This window comes from Desulfoferrobacter suflitae (assembly GCF_022603395.1).
In the GTDB taxonomy this organism is placed as follows: domain Bacteria; phylum Desulfobacterota; class Syntrophobacteria; order Syntrophobacterales; family Syntrophobacteraceae; genus Desulfoferrobacter; species Desulfoferrobacter suflitae.
In genome coordinates, this window is record NZ_JAIBKA010000003.1 from 247,827 (window position 1) to 269,839 (window position 22,013).

19 protein-coding genes, 1 tRNA gene and 1 pseudogene are annotated in these 22,013 nt (G+C 53.5%); 12 read left to right on the top strand and 9 right to left on the bottom strand.

The window, feature by feature from the left end; translation table 11 throughout:
* Position 1: 1 nt before the first annotated feature.
* Together nadE and lepB are read right to left on the bottom strand one after the other, a co-directional pair.
* Entirely contained in the window at positions 2-1,420 is a 1,419-nt protein-coding gene (nadE, locus tag K1V27_RS06540; RefSeq protein WP_258928805.1) for an NAD(+) synthase, read from the bottom strand.
* A 93-nt stretch (positions 1,421-1,513) separates the two neighbouring features.
* A complete protein-coding gene (gene lepB, locus K1V27_RS06545) occupies positions 1,514-2,179 on the bottom strand; it encodes a signal peptidase I (protein ID WP_258928806.1) in 666 nt (221 codons plus the stop codon).
* Positions 2,180-2,365: 186 nt separating this feature from the next.
* Between lepB and pilM the strand changes: the two genes are divergently transcribed.
* The 3 genes from pilM (at position 2,366) to K1V27_RS06560 (ending at position 4,359) form a co-directional block, all read left to right on the top strand.
* Entirely contained in the window at positions 2,366-3,421 is a 1,056-nt protein-coding gene (gene pilM / locus K1V27_RS06550; RefSeq protein ID WP_258928807.1) for a type IV pilus assembly protein PilM, read from the top strand.
* Entirely contained in the window at positions 3,418-4,041 is a 624-nt protein-coding gene (locus tag K1V27_RS06555; protein WP_258928808.1) for a PilN domain-containing protein, read from the top strand. The genes pilM and K1V27_RS06555 overlap by 4 nt, the downstream gene beginning before the upstream one ends.
* A gap of 241 nt (positions 4,042-4,282) precedes the next feature.
* Positions 4,283-4,359, top strand: a tRNA-Pro gene (locus K1V27_RS06560).
* Between the two features lie 124 nt (positions 4,360-4,483).
* On the opposite strand, the gene K1V27_RS06565 is transcribed toward K1V27_RS06560, so the two are convergent.
* Positions 4,484-4,645 (bottom strand): hypothetical protein, encoded by a 162-nt coding sequence (locus K1V27_RS06565; protein ID WP_258928809.1) that lies wholly within the window; start codon positions 4,643-4,645, stop codon positions 4,484-4,486.
* 577 nt (positions 4,646-5,222) lie between these two features.
* The gene (locus tag K1V27_RS06570; RefSeq protein ID WP_258928810.1) at positions 5,223-5,702 is read right to left on the bottom strand and encodes a PKD domain-containing protein; all 480 of its coding nucleotides are present in this window, start codon (positions 5,700-5,702) and stop codon (positions 5,223-5,225) included.
* Here K1V27_RS06570 and K1V27_RS06575 point away from each other — a divergent pair.
* Complete coding sequence (locus K1V27_RS06575) at positions 5,612-6,136, top strand: ISAzo13-like element transposase-related protein (RefSeq protein WP_258929060.1); 525 nt, start codon at positions 5,612-5,614, stop codon at positions 6,134-6,136. The two genes, K1V27_RS06570 and K1V27_RS06575, sit on opposite strands and share 91 nt — an antisense overlap.
* A gap of 244 nt (positions 6,137-6,380) precedes the next feature.
* Here K1V27_RS06575 and K1V27_RS06580 read toward each other — a convergent pair whose 3' ends face one another.
* The gene (locus K1V27_RS06580; RefSeq protein ID WP_258928811.1) at positions 6,381-7,358 is read right to left on the bottom strand and encodes an alpha-ketoacid dehydrogenase subunit beta; all 978 of its coding nucleotides are present in this window, start codon (positions 7,356-7,358) and stop codon (positions 6,381-6,383) included.
* A gap of 294 nt (positions 7,359-7,652) precedes the next feature.
* Positions 7,653-8,222, bottom strand: a complete 570-nt coding sequence (locus tag K1V27_RS06585; RefSeq protein ID WP_258928813.1) for a tetratricopeptide repeat protein — start codon at positions 8,220-8,222, stop codon at positions 7,653-7,655.
* Between the two features lie 26 nt (positions 8,223-8,248).
* Between K1V27_RS06585 and K1V27_RS06590 the strand changes: the two genes are divergently transcribed.
* Genes K1V27_RS06590 through K1V27_RS06605 form a run of 4 tightly spaced genes read left to right on the top strand, consistent with a single transcriptional unit; the run spans position 8,249 to position 11,620 of the window.
* Positions 8,249-8,929, top strand: a complete 681-nt coding sequence (locus K1V27_RS06590) for a DUF6431 domain-containing protein (RefSeq protein WP_258927475.1) — start codon at positions 8,249-8,251, stop codon at positions 8,927-8,929.
* A gap of 38 nt (positions 8,930-8,967) precedes the next feature.
* A complete protein-coding gene (locus K1V27_RS06595; RefSeq protein WP_258927474.1) occupies positions 8,968-10,524 on the top strand; it encodes a helix-turn-helix domain-containing protein in 1,557 nt (518 codons plus the stop codon).
* A 5-nt stretch (positions 10,525-10,529) separates the two neighbouring features.
* Entirely contained in the window at positions 10,530-11,321 is a 792-nt protein-coding gene (locus K1V27_RS06600; RefSeq protein ID WP_258927473.1) for an ExeA family protein, read from the top strand.
* Between the two features lie 11 nt (positions 11,322-11,332).
* On the top strand, positions 11,333-11,620 hold the full coding sequence (locus K1V27_RS06605) for a CHC2 zinc finger domain-containing protein (RefSeq protein WP_258927472.1): 288 nt from the start codon (positions 11,333-11,335) through the stop codon (positions 11,618-11,620).
* Positions 11,621-12,019: 399 nt separating this feature from the next.
* On the opposite strand, the gene K1V27_RS06610 is transcribed toward K1V27_RS06605, so the two are convergent.
* Positions 12,020-12,982, bottom strand: a complete 963-nt coding sequence (locus tag K1V27_RS06610; protein ID WP_258928814.1) for a thiamine pyrophosphate-dependent dehydrogenase E1 component subunit alpha — start codon at positions 12,980-12,982, stop codon at positions 12,020-12,022.
* Positions 12,983-13,583: 601 nt separating this feature from the next.
* Between K1V27_RS06610 and K1V27_RS06615 the strand changes: the two genes are divergently transcribed.
* Together K1V27_RS06615 and K1V27_RS23145 are read left to right on the top strand one after the other, a co-directional pair.
* Positions 13,584-15,656 (top strand): type I restriction-modification system subunit M, encoded by a 2,073-nt coding sequence (locus tag K1V27_RS06615; protein WP_258928815.1) that lies wholly within the window; start codon positions 13,584-13,586, stop codon positions 15,654-15,656.
* Positions 15,656-16,207 (top strand): annotated as a pseudogene (locus K1V27_RS23145) (restriction endonuclease subunit S); the annotation flags it as partial. The gene K1V27_RS06615 and the pseudogene K1V27_RS23145, both read left to right, overlap by 1 nt.
* A gap of 748 nt (positions 16,208-16,955) precedes the next feature.
* Here K1V27_RS23145 and K1V27_RS06625 read toward each other — a convergent pair.
* A complete protein-coding gene (locus K1V27_RS06625) occupies positions 16,956-17,378 on the bottom strand; it encodes a type II toxin-antitoxin system VapC family toxin (protein ID WP_258928817.1) in 423 nt (140 codons plus the stop codon).
* Positions 17,375-17,626 carry a type II toxin-antitoxin system Phd/YefM family antitoxin gene (locus tag K1V27_RS06630; RefSeq protein WP_258928818.1) on the bottom strand — a complete coding sequence of 84 codons (252 nt, stop codon included), beginning with the start codon at positions 17,624-17,626 and terminating at the stop codon, positions 17,375-17,377. Before K1V27_RS06630 ends, K1V27_RS06625 begins: the two co-directional genes overlap by 4 nt.
* A 62-nt stretch (positions 17,627-17,688) precedes the next feature.
* Between K1V27_RS06630 and K1V27_RS06635 the strand changes: the two genes are divergently transcribed.
* Together K1V27_RS06635 and radC are read left to right on the top strand one after the other, a co-directional pair.
* Positions 17,689-20,916: a type I restriction endonuclease subunit R gene (locus K1V27_RS06635; RefSeq protein WP_258928819.1), complete on the top strand. Its 3,228-nt coding sequence runs from the start codon at positions 17,689-17,691 to the stop codon at positions 20,914-20,916.
* A 22-nt stretch (positions 20,917-20,938) separates the two neighbouring features.
* Positions 20,939-21,601 (top strand): RadC family protein, encoded by a 663-nt coding sequence (gene radC, locus K1V27_RS06640; protein ID WP_258928820.1) that lies wholly within the window; start codon positions 20,939-20,941, stop codon positions 21,599-21,601.
* Positions 21,602-22,013: the final 412 nt, after the last annotated feature.

Below are 22,013 nucleotides of genomic sequence, written 5' to 3' on the forward strand. Positions count from 1 at the left end.
CTCAGCCTTCCATGGTGAGGATGACCGCTTCGGCCACTTCCCGCATCGACTTTCGGGTATTCATGCTGCGCTTTTGCAGCCATCGATAGGCCTCTTCGCCGGGAAGCTGAAACCGTTTCATGAGCAGGTCTTTGGCCCTTTCGATGAGTTTGCGCCGTTCCAGTTCCTCCTGAATGACTTTTGTCTGCACCATCAGTTCCGTCTTTTCAATGGCCACAGCCGCCTGGTTGGCTACCGTGGTCAATACATTCATCTGCAGGTCGCTGAATGCGTGGGGGTGAGACGTGTAACAGTTGATGACGCCGATGACCCGCTCTTTGACCCGCATGGGAACAGACAGCATCGAAACCAGTCCCATTCTCTTGGCCAGGTCCTTCTCCTTGTAGTACGGGTCCGTTAATACGTTGGTTATGACATAGGGCCGGTTCTCCGCCACCACCTTGCCGACCACGCCTTCTCCTACGCGCAGCACCCGGTCTTTCAGGTATTCACTGTCAATGGACTGGGTCGCGCGCAGCCGCATGACGGCTTCCTTTTCGTCCAGCAGCCAGAGCGAACAGACGCTCGAGTTCATCACTTCTGCAGTCACCATGACGATGAGCCGCAGGATGTCTTCAAGGTACTGATCGGAGGTGATCGCTTTGCTGATGAGCGTCAAAGCCTCGATGCTCTTATCGTAGGCTTCCTGCATTTCTTCTGTTGCGGTTTCTTTGACTCCCAGTCCTTCCAGCAGGGACTGATGCAATATGGGCAATTTTTTGTGCAGTGCCTCCTGCTGCGCTTGTTGAATCTTGGTCTGCACATCCCTTGGCACGCGCGCCAGTTCGCCCGTCAGGTAATCCTCCAGCTGCCGCGTCGTGAAGTGTTGCGATGGCTGGGTTGCAGCAGACGGTTTCTGAACAATGAAGTCAGGGAGATCCAGGTGTTTCGCGATAACCTGCAATTCACTCGCCAACAGGTGGACGATTGGAAACAGGTCTGCCGCCCCATCGCCATACTTGGTGAAGTTGCCGATTTCCCAATCGTTTCGGGTCAATGTTCCGAGTACCGCGTAGCCGGCGGCAGCCGCTGACTGGTAAAGCACGGCCATATTGAGCCTGGACAGAAGCTGTCCCTGCGGTGCATCGGGGAAAATGTTGACAAGCTCCTCTGCCGGCCGTCCCAGGTCGATAACCTGATAGCGGAGTTGCAACCGTTTGGCCAACAGGAGCGCGGCTTCGTTCCGTTCGCTTGCATGCCGGGTCAGAAGGATCAGTCCGAGGCTCTTTTCTCCGAATGTTTTTTGGGCAAGCCTGGCGAGCACCATGGAGTTGATTTCCGGCCGCAGCTCAAATACGACTCCTTGAGCCTCCATATAGTCAACACTTTGTGAGAGCCAGCTGGCGATCCTTTCAATTTGTAACTTCGTTTCAATCGGCATGGTGTTCAAACAGTTGGAGGTGGAAACCTGATAAGGAGTCCAAGGCCAAGGAGACTTTCATGTATCTTCGAGGGCAGTGCAGGTGCTGCTTTTTCAATGAAGCCATTTGCCGATCCGATTCCAGCGAATATAGCTCTCGTCGGAATTCAGGGTAAAACTCCCGTCCCTGTTCCACGACCAGTAGATGATGAACGCCTTGCCTTTCAGGGCCGCGATGTCAACGAATTTCCAAAAGCGACCGTCGTAGCTTTCGTCTCTATTATCGCCCATAACAAACAGATGGCGCGGCGGCACCACAATCGGCCCCATGTTGTCCCGGGGACTCACACTGGCGGGAAGAATCTTGTCGTCACTGTGAACGGCGTACGGCTCCTCCACAAGTTGATCGTTGATGTACACCTGCTTATTCTGAATCTTTACGGTATCGCCGGGCAGACCGATCACGCGCTTGATAAAATCCTTGGAAGGATCGACGGGATACTCGAAAACAACAATGTCTCCCCGTTCGGGACTGCCAAAATTCACCAGTTCCTTGTTTGTGAAGGGTATCTTGATGCCGTATGTGAACTTGCTGACCAGGATGTGGTCCCCTATGAGCAAGGTAGGTTTCATCGACCCCGACGGGATCTTGAACGCCTGAATTACAAAGGCCCTGATAACCAGCGCGAGCAGAATGGCGACAATGATCGCTTCGGCATATTCTCTTAGGACGCTCTTGGAGCGGGTTTTTTCAATTTCTCTTTGACCGGTCAATGACAAATTATTCTCCTTGTTGCATGGGGCGATTATCCTGCCCTTGCAGAGGGCGAACGAGACGCAGGGGTCAGGAAATCTGAACAACACCTAAATAGCCTCTTGAAGGCTCAAAAGCAATGGTGGTAAAGTAAAAATCCATGGAAATGTCAATCAAAAATCGATCCCCCTCAGGTGCGGATGCGTCGCTCAATGTTGCGAAAAAAAGAAAACCTCATAGGGCTGGACATCGGCAGCCATTCCATCAAAATGGTCCGATTGAAAGAAAAAAACGGCATCATTCAGCTCCTGAACGCCGGGGTCGTTCCCACGGGCCCAGAGTCTCTGAGCACATCCAAAGGCAACCGGCAGGAGCGTCTGGCTAAGACTATTCAAAAGCTGGCCGCACATTTGAAGGTCAAGGGCAAGCTCATTGCCATGTCGATTTCCGGCTACGAGGTCATGATCAAGAAAATCGAGCTCCCGATGATGACTGAAGAAGAGCTTGAAGATCGCATGCACCTGGAACTGGGCCAATATATTCCGTATAACATCGATGAAGTGGAGGTCGATTACCAGATTCTCGATGTGGCCAAGGATCGACCGAGTTTCATGGAAGTTCTGCTGGTCGCTGCAAAGAAAGAATCCATTAATGATTACATCGACCTGGCCAGAATGGCCGGGTTTGAGCCAACCGTCATCGATGTGGACTTTTTTGCTCTGGGCAACGCCTATGAAGCCAGCTACGGGCTGACCGGCTCAGAAAACATACTGCTCATGGACATTGGCGCGGCCAAAACGGCCATGAATGTACTCCATCACGGTGTACCGATATTCACCAGAGACGTTCCTATCGGCGGCCGACAGATCACCGAGGCGATTCAAGAGAGCGCCGGAATTTCGGAAGAAGCGGCCGAACGTATAAAGCTCGGTGAGCCATCGCCGAAGATTCGGGAGACTTCGGTCCAGGAGGTTTTTGCCGACGTTGTGAGCAATTGGGTGAGCGAGTTCAAGCGGGCGGTCGATTTTTATTATCGAAATTATCCGGACAACCAGATTGAAAAAATATTCTTGAGCGGCGGCTCTTCACGAATTTCCGGACTGGCCGGAGTATTTCGGGAGGGACTGGGAATTCCCGTGGAAATTCTCAATCCATTGAAGGCGGTCAACTACGAAGAAAAGTATTTTGACCCGTCCTACCTCGACTACCTGGGGCCGCAGATGTGCATCGCCTTTGGCCTGGCACTGCGAAAGAATGTGGAAAAATGATTCAGGTAAACCTCTTACCCGTCAGGGCCCAGAAACGAAGAGAACATGTCAGACAGTTCGTGTCCGCCTACTTTTTGAGCATTGTGCTGCTGTTTTCAGTGATGGGCTACCTGTGGCTCTCCTGCCAAAATGAAGTGCAACGATTGGAGCGGCGTTCGAGTCAAGTGTCCAACGAGGTGAATCAGTACAGCAAATACGATGCAATGCTGAAGGAACTGGAGAGCAAGAAGGCCGTCAGTGACAAGAAAAGATCGATCATCCATGATCTGCAAAATGATCGCGACAAGGTGGTGCGGGTCCTGGCACTGCTCAGCGTGGAACTGCCGGCCGATAAGGTGTGGTTCGAGCGCTTGGCAATCTCCGGCAGCAGCATAACCCTCAACGGGGTAGCCTTGAGCAATGAAGCGATTGCGGAATTCATGCGCAATCTCGAATCTTCACCATATACCGTTCAAGGAAGTGTGAACCTGGTGTTGTCCCGGCAGGTGGCGCGAACCAACATGAAACTGCGCGAGTTCCAGCTTGCCTGTCAATTCATGCCGTTTTCCGCAATTCAGGAAAAATTGAAACAGAAGACCACAGAGAGTCCGCCCAAAGCGACTCCCGCTGACAAGACATGAAGCTTAGGCGTGGGGGCGCAGTCGCAGGAGATCGGCACGTACTTCAGCGTGGCCGTCACCCCGGCGAAATGCCTCCGATTCAACGGGATCACCAGCCTCGCTTAGCGCCCACGACCATAACTCATTGCCATGGCGTGGCGAGGGTAGTTTCCAACCATGCAAACACTGGCCGAATGGCAAAATCCCTAAAATCCCTAGACAGAGGATTGATTATCTGCTAGATAGTCTCCGTTCATGGAGTCGGGACGTGGCTCAGCCTGGTAGAGCGCTGCGTTCGGGACGCAGAGGTCGCTGGTTCGAATCCAGTCGTCCCGACCAATTTTTTCAAGTATTTATAGTTCGCCTCTGTTCTCTCTGCTTCATCTTTTTTCCCCAATGGGGATAAATCATGTCCGGTCGTGACACCCGCAGTGCCATCAAGTGGCACCGCTCACGCAACCGGCTATTTGTATGTTTTTAAGAATTCTATCTCCTGCTTGTGCTTTTCCGCCGCAGGACCTCCCTTTTCCAAGAGCTCCAGTAAATCCAGCAGCATTTCCTGCTTCTCCTTACTCAGCTCCACTATTCGAGCTACTTCCTTGTACCCTAAATCTCGTGCCAACATGGCCAGGTCCCCCCCCAAGTGCTTGCACAATGCGCAAACAATTCGACAGCTCAATCCTCTCTCCACGGATTCCATACACCCATCGGTTAACCGCCGATCGGCTCACGTTGATTGGCAACGGCGCCCTGGCTGGTGCGTTCGACCTCGTCCCGCACCAGGCGACGAGATGGTCCCACACCTTCAAATACGTTTCGTTCACATTATCCATAACGGCTCCAACCATAGGTTCCAAACTCGTGAGCCGCGCCATGCCCATCAATTCCTGCACAGTGTCTCATCACAACAAGACACGAATCTAGCACAACGTTTCCACATGGTACAGTTCTGAGAAAAAACCAACATGAACCTCAAGGATTATCTTCGAACTCAACGCATCTCCGCTGCAGCTATTGCAGCCAGGGCAGGAGTGCCTGTCTCCTCTGTAACTCGCTACCTATCCGGCAACCGGGACTCAGTGGCCCCGATCACCGCAGCTAGAATCAGCGCGCCCAAGCAACGGACTTGTGTCCGTCCAGGAGATCATTTTTCCACAGGCTTTAGCCTGTGGAACGATGCACCCAAACTGCGTGTCAGTCAATCAATTCAATGGAATAACAACAACCTTTGTCCCGTTTGATCCAGGTCCCGATACGGCCAAAACCATTTTGTCGGTATCAGTCAACCCGCTATTATCGGTAACGGTTAAGGTAACCTCGTAAAAGCCTTTTTCCAAATTCACCACTGTAGGCTTCATTCCGGTTGCCGTTTGATCAAAGCTCGAATTGGACTCATGCTTAAGTTGCCATTGGTAAGATACGATCACGCCACCCGGATCGTTTGATCCACTGCCATCTAAGGTTACTTTTTCATTGACGACTTGGTCAGGGCCTGCATTGGCAGACAATGGGCAACTATGCGGGGCAACGGTCCAGCTAAACAAAGCATTGCCTCTATAACCCAAGGTGAGTTGACGATCAGCATCAAATACTGGAATTCCCGTTTCTCCAGGGTCCTGGACGAACCGAAGAGTCATCGGGCCATAAATCATCAAATCCTGAGTGTAGATTCGTCCAAGCACATCACAATAGACACCAACATCCGGATTCGAAACGGTTGCTTGTTCTGGCAGACAGCGGTGGGAGTAACGGAGCGAGGACTCGTGCCTGCAAAAAGTATCTGCAGGAACGAATCGCCAATGAACACGGCCTGCAAGTAACCGTATCGCATTACCCAACTGGTGCAAGTAAATGGAATCCTATCGAGCATAGGATGTTCAGCGAGATTAGCAAAAACTGGGCAGGGCATCCTCTCGAAAGCTTTGAAACTCTGATCAATTTTGTCGAAGGCACGAAAACGAAAACCGGACTCCGTATCGCGGCATACCTTGATGATCGTCAATACGAGAAGGGGATAAAGATTCCTGACAGGGAGTTCAAGCGCCTCAACATTACAAAGAATAATGAACTGGCCAATTGGAACTACACGATTAAACCGTCTGTTGAGTCTCCATGAGCGACAAGGTGTCTTGTTGTAGAACATGTGAAGTTATTTTCGAGAGAACCCTTAGCAGTTGCATCGCTCAGAGTTGCTCCTTTCTCATTCCATTCACCATAACCCGCCATTTATTATTTCCTCTGCTTGCCAAATATCCTTTTAGAATGGTCCAGATCCAGGGTTGATACGATCTTTTCGATACGCCTCAAGGTTTCATTCTCTGGCATACGATGCCTCAGACAATTATTCGCATGCCGAACAGCTAAACAATCTCTTTCACAGCGGCTATCAGTTGCTCCTCATCGGGGATGTAGAAGCGCTCAAGAGGCGGACTCACCGGCACCGGGATGTCGGGTCCGGTAACCCGCCTGAACGGTGCCTTGAGGCTCGAGAAGGCCTCCTCTGTGACGAGGGCACAGACTTCACCGGAAAAACCGCCGGTGCGGGTGGCTTCATGAAGCACCACCAGGCGCCCTGTTTTGCGTACCGAAGAAATTATAGTCTCCCTGTCAAGCGGTACCAGAGTGCGCAAATCCACGACCTCTGCTTCAATTCCCTCCTGTGCCAATCCGGCCGCGGCCTTCAGGGCGACACCGAGCATTTTCGACCAGGTCACCACGGTCACATCCCTGCCCTGCCGTTTGACCTCGGCCTTGCCGATGGGAGTCAGGTATTCCTCAGCGGGGACCGGTTCGGGGACAAAGTAAAGCATCATGTCTTCTATGAAAACAACCGGGTTGTCGTCTCGAATGGCTGCTTTGAGCAATCCCTTGGCGTCGGCGGGAGTCGAGGGCATGACCACCTTCAGCCCCGGACAGTGTGCCACCCAGGCCTCCAGGTTGTGTGCGTGCTGGCAGCCCGCCCCAAAACCTGCTCCGGTCTTGATGCGCACGACCAGTGGAAAGGTCGATTTTCCTCCTGAGAGATATCGAAGCTTTGCCGCATGATTGACGATCATATCCGAGGCGAGGGTGAAAAACGGATTGAACATGATCTCCACCACCGGCCTGAGACCTGATACAGCGGCGCCCACCGCCAGCCCGGCAATAGCGGCTTCGGATACTGGCGTGTCCTTAACACGTGCGACACCGAAGTCTTTGAGCAGATCCGCCGTGGGGAGCATCGGATTATCGTGGATGCTCACCCCGACACCTTCCCCGGCAATGAAGACTCTTTCATCTCGCGTCATTTCTTCGCGAAGGGCCTGATTGACGGCTTGTCCCATTCCTAACTGCTGCATGGCGTTGGATTCCTTTCTTTATGATCCTCGACCCTTCAGATCCTACGTCCCACAATATTTGATTTGAACAGTCCCAAGTAATCTGATCCCGCCTATCCCGCTATACCTCGCCATGCTTTTGCACTTTACCCTGCCTACCCCGCGCGCCGGGCGCTAACCGGTCCCAAGACCACGCCGGATAGCGGCTGGGCATCAGCGGGGGCGCCGAAGCACCTCCGGAATGTCAACATTACTGGTTGTCGCAGCGCTACGAACCTCGCCGACCACCTGCAGGCCATGGCTCGGCCGCAAGATCTATTCTGCTGATGACGATGCAGACTCCAGTTCAGAGGCTTTCTTCAGAGCCCATTCAATGGCTTCGTTGTCAAATCCTGGCCTTGAGCGCATAAAAGCGGCCGCCTTTCGGTAGTACTCAGCGGCCATCTTATTCTGCCCCTTGGCTTCATAGACCGTTGCCAGTCTGTCGAGCCCGTCAACATCGTCCGGATATTGCTCCAATAGCTTGTGACACTGAGCTTCCGCTTCGTCCAGTTTCCCGGCTTGGATGAGATCAATGACACTATTCGATAGGTTGTCCAACTCCTCCATTTGGGCATGGATCTGTTTGAAGACATCTGAAGGAGCCTGCGGCGGCCGTGTCGCTGAGACCTGTTCGCGCAACAAACAGCATTTTTTGTACTTCTTTCCACTTCCACAAGGGCAGGGCGCATTGCGGGATATCTTACTCATGGGTAACGCAACTCCTTTGTTGAAAAACCGTTGCCAAACATAGCATCTGGCGCGTCGGGCGCCGGCGGTTTTGCGCTTGCGGGCGGCGCCAGGTTGGAGTAAACGAACGGCTTTTTCGGAAACCTCTTCGATCATGACTATTCGCTCAAGTGGGAGACGCCATGTTTGCTCCATTTACCCGCTCAGATATTAGAAAATACAGCTTGAATGTGCTGCGAAACAAGATCCGCTGCGGTTTGCCCTCCTGCCCCGTCTGCAATACTCAACCGTATTTGTTCAGGCGGCATCAGGCACGCCCCCGCAAATTCCGCATTCTATGCGACGCATTGGTCCAGGTGGTAAAATGCCTTGTCATTCGGTGGAAATGCCCCGGCTGCCATAAGACCTTCACCGAACAGCCTCCTTTCGCGCTTCCCTTCAAGCGTTACACCAGCGACGCGATACTTCATCGCTCGGCAAGCTATCTGGAAGATGAGACGTCGACCTATCGGAAGACAGTCCTGGAAGAAGGCTCGGAGATCTTCCATGCCTCGACGGACGAAGGAAATACGCCGGTCGATAAAGTCCTCTCCCACACAACCCCTTACCGCTGGATCGACACTCTTGGCCGCTTCAAAGAAATCCCGCGCCGCGCTCTGGACCTCATCTTACAGAAGGATCCGGCGACAAAAGTCTACCGGGATCTCGCCGCGCTAACGATCTCCCCCAATAAGTTCGTGAAAACCGCTCGGGAAGAAACCCTCAAACGCTCTCGCCGGCTCGTCCACCTGGAGGCGGTATTCCGAGTTGTTTTTGGTGCTTCAATTTTCCCCTTCTTTGCAACAGGCTGCGCCTGGCAATGATTTATGCTCGCCTCCAACCATAAAACAAAGGAGGCGTTATGAAGCAAAAAGATGAAAAATGGGCCCTGTTCTGGTGCGATCTCCTTCGCCCCGTTCTCTTCGACGAGGTGGAGCCGGAATCGATCCAGGATTTTCTCAAAGAGATCTCTCAAAAGGAGATGGTCTTTCCCGGCGGACGTACCGGCAAGCCCTCCCTTTCCACCCTCAGGCGAAAGCTGAAGCGCTATCGAACCGGAGGATTCGATGCTCTCGCAAGAAAAGACCGCCATGACCGCGGCCATGCCAGGGCCGCACCCGCAGAAATCATTGCAACCGCCATCGAGCTTAAATGCGAGCAGCCCAAGCGCTCCCCTGCCACCATCAACCGATTCCTAAAGGACCTCTATGGCGTTACGCTCTCCCGCTCTACTTTGTATCGCCATCTTAAAGGTGCGGGCGCAACCCGCCTCAAGCTCGGCGTTGTCAAAAACAAGGTGAGAAAACGTTGGACCAGAGACCATACCCATGATCTCTGGGTTGGGGACTTCGAGGAAGGCCCCTATGTTGTTTTCGGCCGGGAGGTCCTGCCCACCTATCTTTCCGCTTTCATCGACTGCCACAGCAGGTATATCGTCGAGGCCCGCTACTACCTGCGCCAAAGCCTCGATATCCTCATCGACTCGCTGCTGCGCGCCCTGGCCAAGCATGGCGCCCCCGGCGAACTCTACCTCGATAACGCCAAGGTCTATCACGCAATCGGCCTCAAGGCTGCCTGCTACCGGCTCCACATCCGGCTTCGCCACCGGCCGGCCGGGGACCCTTCCCCGGGAGGACTCATTGAGCGCTTCTTTGAGACCGCCCAAGACCGGTTTGAATCCGAGGTGCGGGCACAAGATGCCATAAGCCTCGATGATCTCAACCGAGCTCTCAGCGCATGGATCTCGGTGGATTATCATAGCTCCATTCATTCCGAGACCGGCGAGACTCCCAAGGACCGCTATCATACCGGACTTTCCGTCATCCGCCACGTGGAAATGGACCAGGTGCTCGCTTCCTTCCTTAGAAAGGTCACTCGGGTCGTCCACAAGGATTTTTCCGACATTAGCCTCGATAAGCGGCTCTACCGGGTCGATCCAGCTTTAAGGGGAGACAAGGTCTGGGTCCACTACGATCCCTTCTCGTCTTCAGATAGCGTGAAGATCTTTTCCCTGAAAGGCGAATACCAGGGATCGGGCGTGCTCCATCACCGCGAGGCCGAGCAACCGCCCCTTCCCGCACAAGCTCGGGGAAAACCCAAGCATAACCTCATCGATCTCCTCGTTCGCGAGCACCGGGAGCAGCTCGCCGCAAACACTCGCGGCATCGATTACCGCAAGGTCGTCTCCGTGCGGCCGTGGCCGTTTCATGCCTTTGTCAAAGCCTTTGCCCGGCTGCTCGGAAAAGAAGTGGGCATCTCCGCCTTCACGGCACAGGAGCTCGAAACGCTCAAAAAACTCTACAATCAAAACGTTCAGCTCACAGAATCCGTGCTCACGCAGGCCTTTGCCCGAGTGCCTAACAAGTCGTTCCCCCACCTCGTCGGTGAGCTCAAACAAATCCTACAGCAAAAGGAGTAACCACCATGTTCCTCGATCATTTCAAAATGAACAGCCATCCCTTCCAGGAACGCCCTCCCGTGGAATGGATCCTCAACGACCACCGCATCTCCCAGTCCCTGGCCAGACTCGACTACTTTGCCCGGCAAGGGACCCTGGCCCTCCTCATCGGACCAACCGGTGCCGGAAAATCCACACTCTTAAGGCTCTTCATCCATAACCTCTCTAAAAACCGCTACCGCCCCGTTTATCTCCACTTCACCGGAATCCCGTCATCCAGCCTGCTTCGCCTAATCGTGACTCAGTTGGGAGAAGCCCCCCGGCGAGGCAAGGATCATCTCTTTTTACAAATTCTCGATCGCACCGCAAAAGAAGATCTCTCAACGGTGCTTATCATCGACGAAGCCCACCTTATAGATCCGCAAGCTTTGACCGATCTGCGCCTCCTGGTTAGCTCAGCCCTCGATACCGATACTCCCGTAAAGATCGTCCTCAGCGGTCAGGAGCCCCTCGCCAAGCTCCTTGCCCGTGCCTCTCTTAGCGATCTTGTCAACCGAATCACCGTCCGATGTCACCTCGGCGCCTTAACCTCGGACCAGACCACCTCCTATATCGACTCCAGGATGCGTTTCGCGGGGAGCAACGAGAAGGTCTTCGAGCCCGAAGCCAAATCCCTCATCCATGACTATGCCAGCGGCATCCCAAGGCAGATTAATAACATCGCTACCGCCTGCCTCCTCAATGCCGCCGCCCAAAATCTCAACAAGATCAACGAAGCCCTGGTCACCGACACCATGGCCGAATTCCGCCTTCCCTAGGAGAAGACATCATGACAAAGCTCTATTCCAAGCAAAAACTCCGGATACTGCGTAATCAGATCCCCATCTCCCGGCTCATCTCTGATTTTCTGCGCATCCCCTGCAAAGTATCAGACGGGTATTTTCGCTTTCTATGCCCCCTGTGCTCTGAGTTTCAAACCGCCACCAACCCCAAAACCAACCTGGCCCGGTGCTTCCGGTGCCAGAAAAACTTCAATCCCATCGACATGGTCATGGCCGTCAAATGCTGCAACTTCCGTGAGGCTGTTGAAATGATCGACGGCTTACAAGACTGCTAAAATACTCACGTCTTCCCTCACAAGCTCCCACCAACTTGTGGGGGAGGACATCTTCATCTAAACTGGGACTCTCAGAGTCAAATATTGTGAGACTTAGCATCAGAGATCTCGGGAGGAGCTTATACAACAATATCAATTTATCATCTTACGTCATTCCCGCATGCTTCCAGCGGGAATCCATGAAAAAAAACGCCTCTTTAAATTCCCGCTTTCATGGGAGTGAAGATCTGCAGGCATTCTCGGACACCCTCACTAGTCTTTGTCCGGGAACTCCCTCTCCCTTGAGGGAAAGGGCCGGGGTGAGGGTGTAATCAGGCAGTTGGCGTAATGAAATTGCACCTTCTTACCCGACCTCTCCCTCTCAACGGGAAGAGAAATACTGAGTTTCCGGATAAACTTCTAGACAAAAACATCTTCCAATGCCTCTTCCGGTTTGGGATATGGGCTCTCCTCGGCGAAACGCACGGCTTCTTGCACCACCGCACCGATCTCTGCTTCCAGAGCCGACAGTTCTTCTGCGGTGATCAGTCCGAGGGCGAACACTTCATCGCTGAGCCTCGGGATGGGACATTTTTCCTGCCATGCCGCGATCTCATCTTTTGGCTGGTAGAGCTGATGGTCGCTTTCCCCGTGCCCGCGGCAGCGGTAGGTCTTGCATTCGATGAGGGTCGGACCATTGCCTGCAATGGCGCGCTCCCGGGCTGTTCGGGCAGCCTCATAGACCGCCAGCACATCGTTGCCGTCTACGATTTCCCCAGGCATGGCATAGGCTGAGGCCCGGTCCGCAATATCCTTCACCCGGGTGTGCTCCTCATAGCGCTGGGCGCCCGCATACAGATTGTTCTCACAGACAAAAACAATAGGGAGGCTCCAGAGGCTTGCAAGGTTCAACGACTCGTGGAAGGAACCCTCATCGGCCGCCCCGTCTCCAAAAAAGCAGACCGTTACGGCTTTTTCCTTCTTATACTGCTGCGAAAAGGCCACGCCAACGGCTATGGGCAGTCCGCCTCCAACCACGGTCGTGGTGCAGGGCGCATTGACTTCCGGCACGGCTAGGTGCAGAGTACCACTCTTTCCTTTGTTGCAGCCGGTGCTTTTGCCGTAGATTTCGGCCATGATCGCTCTGGGATCCGCCCCCTTGGTCAGAAGATGATTGTGGCTCCGGTGGTTTGAGATAATAACATCCTCCGGGCTGAGCGCCGCGCAAACGCCGGAACCCACCGCCTCCTGCCCGGTGCACAGAATCATCATTCCGGGGATTTTTCCCTCGTTTTTGCACAGCTCCGTCAACGTCTCCTCAAACCGGCGGGTGAGGAGCATTGACCGAAGCATTTCGATTTTCTTCTCTTTCGCTACCTCCATGGGTCCTCCTTGGGGTTCGGGTCCGCTTACCCCCTGTTTGATCGACCTGCTATTTTATGCAAGCATCCCAGCAAGCGCTCCTGACGTTCAAAATCAGATAGATTAAGAACCTGTTTGTTCATGACCCTCAATATCCATTTCTCTTGAATAGCTGTCAAATTCAAAAGATTCTACACATCACGATAGGGAATCGACATCTCTTCCATACGGTGACTTATACAGCTGGCAGATTTGCGCCAGAGCAGACGTCATTAATCCGTGGGAAGCCATTAAGAATAAAACGAATGCATTCAGAAGAAAATGAGCCCTAGATGTGCACAGGGTTCGCGAGCAAGCTCGCTCCTACATTGGTGAGTACCTCTAAGGAGGGGTAGGAGCGAGCTTGCTCGCGAAAGGGTGTGATCTTCTGCCCCGCTGCACCGGAATTCCCACCAGGTGTTGCATTATTGAACATCCATTATTCTCAAACGACTCCGAGAGGCAGACTCGGAAACAGAAAAGAGAGTGGTTTCATCCTGATGCAAAAAGTTGTAAAGTCCATAAATCCAGTTGCGGTTGTTGAATTCTATTGCTCTAACACATTGGCTTATCGATACCGACCATGAACACAGAAGAACTGAAACAGCTTGAAAACGATCTGTGGCGAAGCGCCGATACGCTGCGCGCCAATTCCGACTTGAAATCGACCGAGTATTCCACACCGGTGCTGGGGTTGATCTTCCTAAAATTCGCCGACAACCGCTACCGTCGGTTCGAAAAGGAGATTCTGCGGGAATACACGAAGCTTAAAGGCACCCGGCGGGAAAAACCATTGAGCGATATCGCCATCGAGAAGTGCGGCTTTTATCTGCCGGATCATGCCCGCTACGATCACCTGCTCAACCTTCCCGAAGAAGCGGACCTTGCCAGGGCCATCAAAAAGGCCATGGAAGCCATTGAAGAATATAAGCCGGAACTGCGCGGCGTGTTGCCACAGGACGAATATTTCCGATTGACCCGAACCGATAAGACCATTCCCGCCCAGTTGTTAAAAAATTTCTCCAATATTCCGCGCAATGCCGATGGCGATATGTTCGGCCAGATCTACGAATATTTTCTGGGCAACTTTGCCATGGCCGAAGGCCAGGGCGGCGGCGAGTTCTTCACGCCCCGTTCGGTGGTGCGGCTGATGGTGGAAATCATCGAGCCGTTCGGCGGCACCGTGTTCGATCCGGCTTGCGGTTCCGGCGGCATGTTCGTGCAGTCGGCCAAGTTCATCGCCCGCCACCGGGAAGAACTGGTCAACGGCAGCGGCGGAGATATTTACGTCTACGGTCAGGAAAAGACCCTGGAAACGGTCAAACTGGCCAAGATGAACCTGGCCGTCAACGGCCTGCGCGGCGATATCAAACAGGCCAATACCTATTACGAAAACCCGCACGACAGCTTCGGCCGCTTCGACTATGTGCTCACCAATCCTCCCTTCAACGTCGATGACGTGAGCCTCAGCAGCGTGGAAAAAGACCGGCGCTTCAACACCTACGGCATTCCGCGCAAGACGAGCAAAGCGAAGAAGAGCGAACAGGGCAAGGAGACCGTGCCCAACGCCAACTACCTGTGGATCAATCTCTTTGCCACCTCGCTGAACGAAAAGGGCCGGGCCGCCTTGGTCATGGCCAATTCGGCCTCCGACGCGCGCCATTCCGAAGCCGACATTCGCCGCACCCTGATCGAAAACAATCTCATATGTGGCATGCTGACCCTGCCCTCCAACATGTTCTACACCGTCACGCTGCCAGCCACTTTGTGGTTTTTCGACAAGGCCAAGGAAGATGACCGGATTCTGTTTATCGATGCCCGCAACATCTTCACCCAGATCGACCGGGCTCACCGGGAATTTTCCGAGGAACAGATCAACAACATCGCCATCATCAGCCATCTGCGCCGAGGCAAACGGCACAAATTCGTGCAGCTCATCGACGGCTATTTTGCGCAGGGCATGGCCAAGCTGACTGAAAACAAGGCGCGAGTGGAGCCTGTTTCCGAGCAACTGCTGGAGGTGCTGGAAAACGGCGGCGGTAAGCAGGCGGTGGCCGATCTGCTGGCACAGTGGGCCAAACTCGGGAAACTGCAGGCCCAATACGATGAGTATCTCGCCAAATACGCCGATGAAACATCCATCAGCAAAAAGAATACGGCCCAGCATACTCTGCGGGCAGCCTTCGATCCCTTTTTTACCGCCTTACATGACGGGCTGAAGCAGCTCGGCAAGATCATCCGCCGTCACGAAAAGGAGCAGGCCGAAGCCGCCAAAAAGGCAAATAAGCGGTTGGCCGTGAACCGAAGGACCAAGGCCCTCAAATCCGCCCTGGAAGAACTGCAGGCGGAAGTCAAAAATGCCGAGAGCTTTTTCAAGCACATCCATTGGCTGCAGGAACGCTTCCCCAAAGCGGAGTATGAGGACGTTACCGGTCTGTGCAAACTGGCCACTCTGGAAGAGGTGAAAGAGCAGGACTATTCCCTCAATCCGGGCCGCTATGTGGGTGTGGTGATCGAAGAGGATGGAAAGACCGAGGAGGAGTTTATTGAGGAAATATTGGCTTTGAATGATGAGCTTCTCAGACTCAATGAAGAAGCGCATGATCTCGAAGAAATTATAGCCAATAATGTTCAACAGATTGCAGGGAATCCCTGATGGAATGGCTGCTTGAGACGCTGGGAGAAATTTGCCGAAAAGGTGGTGGTAAAATCCAAACCGGACCTTTTGGCTCCCAATTACATCAGTCTGATTATCGCCGAAATGGAATACCAGTTGTAATGCCGGCAGATATAGTTGGTGGTAAAATCGCCATTACCCGAATTGCCAGAGTATCAGAAACCCAAGTAGAGCGCCTTAAGAAGCACAAGCTTTCCAAAGGCGATATCGTCTATGGCCGTCGCGGTGACATTGGTCGTCAAGCGTTAGTCAGAGAAGAAAATAGCGGCTGGTTGTGCGGAACAGGATGTCTAAAGATTTCACTCGGTGATGGTCCATTGGCTTATGAATACTTGCATCGTTATCTTTCAACCCCAGAGGTTATCGGATGGATTGAAGGACAAGCAGTCGGAGCCACGATGCCAAATCTGAATACAGGGATTTTGGAGCGCATCCCCGTCTTCTATCCGCCAACCAAAGAGTCCCAAAGAAAGATCGCTGCCGTTCTCTCCGCCTATGACGACCTGATCGAAAACAACAAACGCCGTATTGCACTGCTGGAAAAAATGGCCGAGGAAATCTATCGGGAATGGTTTGTGCGCTTTCGTTTTCCCGGCCATGACAAGGTGAAATTCGAGAAGGGTGTGCCGGGGGGATGGGAGGTTCTTCCTTTTTCAAAAGCAGTTCTGATAAACCCAGTAGAGAGAATTTCCAGAGATGTTGAGAAGCCGTACATTAGAATGGAAGACCTTTCTGTATCATCAATGTATTTTCTTTCTAAAGAGATGCGAACAGGAAATGCTGGGTCAAAGTTCAGGAATCATGACGTTCTGCTTCCTCGCATAACCCCCTCGTTGGAAAACGGCAAACGTGGCTATGTGATGACACTTGAAGAAGATCAAGTAGGCATTGGTTCGACGGAATTCATTGTTCTTAGAGAAAAGATATTGACGTCAGAACACATTTACCTCCTTACTTGTTCCTCCGATTTCCGAAAGCATGCGGAGTTGAGCATGGCAGGCGCTTCAGGACGACAACGGGTACAGGAAAATTGTTTTGACTTCTTCCTGGTTAACGTGCCTCCCCAGGAGATAAGGAGCCGGTTCACACAGATCGTAAGACCCTATTTTTCTGGAATTAAAGCTTTATCGAATGAGAACATAAACTTATCGTCAACTAGAGACCTTCTCCTTCCCCGCCTCATCTCCGGCAAACTCTCGGTCGAAAACCTCGACATTCGATTCCCGCCCAGCATGGAGGAAGCCGATGGTGAAGCGTGAAAAGACGGAGGCATCGGTTTTACAGCTGCCAGGGATTGAAGACCTGCGGGTAGGCTTGGAAGTCCTGCACGTTGCGGGTAACGATGGTGAGGCCGTGGCATTGGGCGGTGGCCATGATAAGAGCATCCATGACCGAAATGGGCCATCCGGCAAGCTCGGCTCGGGCGGCGATCTGAGCCCAGGCACGGAGTTCGGCGGTAGCGAGCGGCAGAATACGGCCGGCAAAGCGCTGCTCCACTTTGCCGAGCCAGGCGGTGAGTTTCCGGCTGCGGAGCGGGTCCGTGGCAGCCAGCTTGAGGACTCCCTTCTCGATTTCCCCCAGGCTGATGACGCTTATGAAAAGACTATCCTCGTCTTGTTCGTCCAACCAGGCGATGACGTGCGGCGCGGGGGCCTTCCTGGCGTATTCGGAAAGAACGCAGGTGTCGAGCAGCCAGCTCATAGTTCCAGCTCGCGGCCGGTGTCGCCGCTGCGGGCGAGGTCGAGGTCGTCGATGGCAAGCTCGGGATCGAGCAGTGCGCTGGAAAGCTTTTCCCGGTGGCGGGTGAGGCGGGCGTATTCTTCCACCGAAACCACCACCGCCGTCGGCTTGCCGTGCACCGTCACTACCTGCACTTCACCGGCGGCTGCCCGCTTGATGAGTTTGCTCAGATTGACTTTGGCTTCCTGCAGTTGCCATTCACTTTTCATGGAAACTCCTTTCTATTCTGGTCTGTCTGGTCAGAATATAGCATTGAGCTGATAGGTGGGCAATGGCTAACTTCATTTCCGAAGATCAGATCGAACAGGCTATTTTGCAGAAACTGCAGCGGTTCGGGTTTGCATTGCTGAACTGCTCCACCGTTGATGCAGACGATCTGAGCGACCGATCGAAGCGCACCGACAAGCGCGATGTGATCTTCGTGGATAGGTTGAAGGAGGCGGCGGTCCGACTCAACCCGACCGTTCCTGAAACCGCCATTGATGAGGCGCTCGCGCAACTAATCGACAAACGGCAGGCCATGTCCCCCATCGCAGCCAATCGGGAAATCGATGGTCTGATCCGGGACGGCATTCCGGTGGAATTTGAAAATGCGGACGGCAAAAAGGAGCAGGCACGGGTCCGGGTGATCGATTTCAACCATCCTGAAGCCAACCGCTTCCTCGCCGTATCGCAGCTCTGGATCAAGGGGGAGCTCTACTATCGGCGGCCGGATATTCTGCTCTATGTCAACGGCCTGCCGCTGGTCTTCATCGAACTGAAGAACTCCAACGTCAAACTGAAATCCGCCTATGAAGACAATCTCACCAACTACCAAAAGGACATCCCGCAGCTGTTCCTGACCAACGCCTTCTGCATCCTCTCCAATGCCATCGAGACCAAAGTGGGCAGCTTCACCGCGGGCTGGGAATACTTTTTCAACTGGCTGCGGGTGGAGGAGGAAAAGGAGAAGGTCGACCGGGAAAAGATCAAGCGGGAAGGCACCAGCCTGGAATATGCGGTGGCCGGGCTGTGCGCTCCGGAAAAACTCCTCGATTTCATCGAAAACTTCATCATCTACTACCAGGAGACCCAGAAGATCATCGCCATGAACCACCAGTTCATCGGCGTTAACAATGCCTACCGGGTGTTTCGAGAGCGTGAAGGGCGGCAGGGCAAGCTCGGCGTATTCTGGCACACCCAGGGGTCGGGCAAGAGTTTTTCCATGATCTTCTACGTGCGCAAGATCTTCCGCAAGCTTCCCGGCAATTTCACCTTTGTGGTGATCACCGACCGCGAGGATCTGGACGGGCAGATCTACCGCAATTTCCTCAATACCGGCACGGTCCAAAAACACGAGGCGGCCCAGCCCAAAAACAGCGAGGAAATGCGCAAATTCCTCGGCCAGAACAAGCGCATTGTTTTCACGCTGATTCAGAAATTCCGCTACGAGAAAGGCAAGGATTATCCGTTGCTCTCGGACCGGGACGATATCGTCGTCATTGTCGACGAAGCGCACCGCACTCAGTACAAATCCTTGGCCGAAAACATGCGCCAGGGCCTGCCCAACGCCCAATACCTGGCCTTTACCGGCACGCCGCTGCTGGGGCGCGAACGCAAAACCAATGCCTGGTTCGGCGATTACGTCAGTGAGTACAATTTCCAGCAGTCCATGGATGAAGGGGCCACGGTGCCTCTCTTCTACCAGAAGCGGGTGCCCGAGGTGCTGATTCAAAACGAGGATCTGAGCGACGAGTTTTACCAGATCCTGGAAGACGAAAACCTGGATGAGACTCAGCAGGCCAAGCTGGAAAAGCAATTCGCCCGCGAAATCGAAGTGATCAAGCGGGACGACCGGCTGGAAACCATCGCCCGGGACATCGTTTCTCATTTTCCCCACAGGGGTTACCTGGGCAAAGGCATGATCGTTTCGGTGGACAAGTTCACCGCCGTCAAGATGTACGACAAGATACAAACGCTCTGGAAAAAAGAGATCAAAACGCTGCGGGGGCGCAGAAAGAAATCTACCAACGAACTGGAAAGGCTTCGGCTGAAGAAGATTGTGGACTACATGCGCCAGGTGGAGATGGCGGTGGTGGTCAGCTCCGAGGCCGGCGAAGAAGAAAAATTCAAGGCCCAAGGGTTGGACATCAAGCCGCACCGGACACGCATGGAGCGGGTGGATGAACACGGCCATGATATTGAATACAATTTCAAGGACCCGCAGCATCCGCTGCAGTTGGTCTTTGTCTGCGCCATGTGGCTGACCGGCTTTGACGCGCCGACCGTCTCCACCCTATACCTCGACAAGCCGATGAAGGACCACACCCTGATGCAGGCCATCGCCCGCGCCAACCGGGTGACTTCTTTCCAGATCAACGGGGTGGTGAAGCGAAACGGCGAGATCGTCGATTACTACAATGTTTTCCGCAACATGAAAAAAGCCCTCAAAGATTATGCCCAGGGCGAAGAGGGCCTGGAAGCGGCGCCGGTTCGGGACAAACGGGAACTGTTCCGGCTGCTGGACGACGCCGTCGAACAGAGCACGGCCTTCTGTCGCGGAAGAGAGATAGACATTCCCCGAGTGCTCGAAAACCCCAACGTGTTTAAGAACATCGGGCTTTTCAACGATTATGCCGACATACTGCTCGGCAACGACGAATGGCGCAAAAGCTTCAATGTTTACGAGAATACCATCTCATCGCTCTACGAAGCCTGCAAGCCCGAGATACTCGGACGCGATACGGTGCGACTGGTTGCCGTCTTTCAATACCTGCGCGGGGTGATGGAAAGCATCATCGACCGGCAGGACATCGGTGCGGTGAATCTGCGCATCGGAGAATTGCTCGATGAAAGCGTGGTGGTGGACCAACCGGAGAAATTTATCGCCGCCCACGACAAGCCGGAATACCAGATTGTCCAGACCGGCAAAACCTGGGACCTCAGCAAAATCGATTTTGAAAAGCTCAAGGAAGATTTCCGCCACGCCACGTATAAGAATATTGAAATCGCCGATCTGCGCACCTTCATTGACGGCAAGATCGAACAGATGCTGCAGCAGAATATGACACGGACCGATTTTGCGCAGAAGCTGCAGGAGATCATCAACGCCTATAACTCAGGCGGTTCATCGACCGAGAATTATTACGATGAATTGATGAACCTTGCCAGGGGGTTGAAAGACGAAGAGGAGCGGCACATTCGGGAAGGTTTGAGCGAAGACGAACTGGAGCTCTACGATCTGCTCAAGAAAGACCGAATGACGGAGGAAGAAAAGAAAAAGGTCAAGCTGGCCGCCAAATCCCTGCTGAGAAGACTTCTGGAGGAGCACCCGAAGGTGCTGGTTCAGGACTGGCATCGGGATTCCCAGACCAAATCCATTGTCCGCTCCGCCGTTGAGCGGGTTCTGGATGAAAGATTGCCTCCGAGCTATGATCGTTTGTTGTTCAAGGAAAAATGCGATAATGTCTTCCATATGATGCTGCAATACGCCAACAGCGGCCGCAAGTGGGCCGCTTGAACCGAACAAGGAGGCGCAGCTCATGACCAAACGCATAGCCGATTTGCCGAAGCATGACCGGCCACGGGAAAAAATGCAGAGCAAAGGGGCCATCGCCCTGTCTGATGAGGAACTGGTGGCCATCCTGCTTGGCTTTGGCACCAAAGGCCATGATGTGATGAGCGTAGCCAAAAGGATTGTCAGGCTGGTGGACGACCACCACGGCAGGCCCGACCTGGCTGATCTGCAAAGGCTGGAAGGAGTGGGTCCGGCCAAGGCAACGCTTATCGCAGCGGCCCTGGAATTCGCCCGCCGTCGCATCCGGCCTGAAGGTGTGAAGATCAAGACGCCGCTCGACGTCCTTCCCGAGGTTCGCCATTATGCCGACCGCAAGCAGGAACATTTTCTCTGCATTTCACTGAACGGCGCCCATGAAATCATCGCCACCCGCGTCGTATCGATCGGTCTGGTCAACAAAACACAAGTCCATCCGCGTGAAGTCTTCGCCGACCCTATAACGGACCGGGCTTCGGCGGTTGTCCTTGCCCACAACCATCCTTCCAGCGATCTTACTCCGAGCAAAGAGGACATCCTACTCACTCGGCAGCTTAAGGAGGCCGGTGAAACCCTCGGCATCACCGTGCTGGACCACATCATTTTCAGTCAGAAAGGGCATTACAGTTTCCTGGAAAACGGCTGTTTGTGATGAAAATGGGGAAGGTCGAGATCAATTGCTATTATTTGTTGCTAAATTGTTTTATGAAAGATGGTGCATCGGAGAAAATGATTGGGAAGTATGGTTAGCCTTTTGTATGATATGAGTCGTCACGTCCACATGAAAGAGATCTGATGGAGTTTTGCATGAAAGTTTTTTTGTTGTTTTGTTGCTCACCATATTGATGGGCTGTGCGTCCAGTGATAACGGCAAGGGAACGGATCCACAAATAAAGTACGGCGGGACCATGAGGACGACAATACAGTCCAGGTCCGGCATGTAGGCAAGGCCGGGAGACATGGCGCTAGGAGGTTACCGATGGACCTGTGGCACCAGTCTGGATCGAAAGTGCGCCGGCGTTTCTCAAAATAGTTCTAGCGATTACGCCTTTTTGGTAAAGACG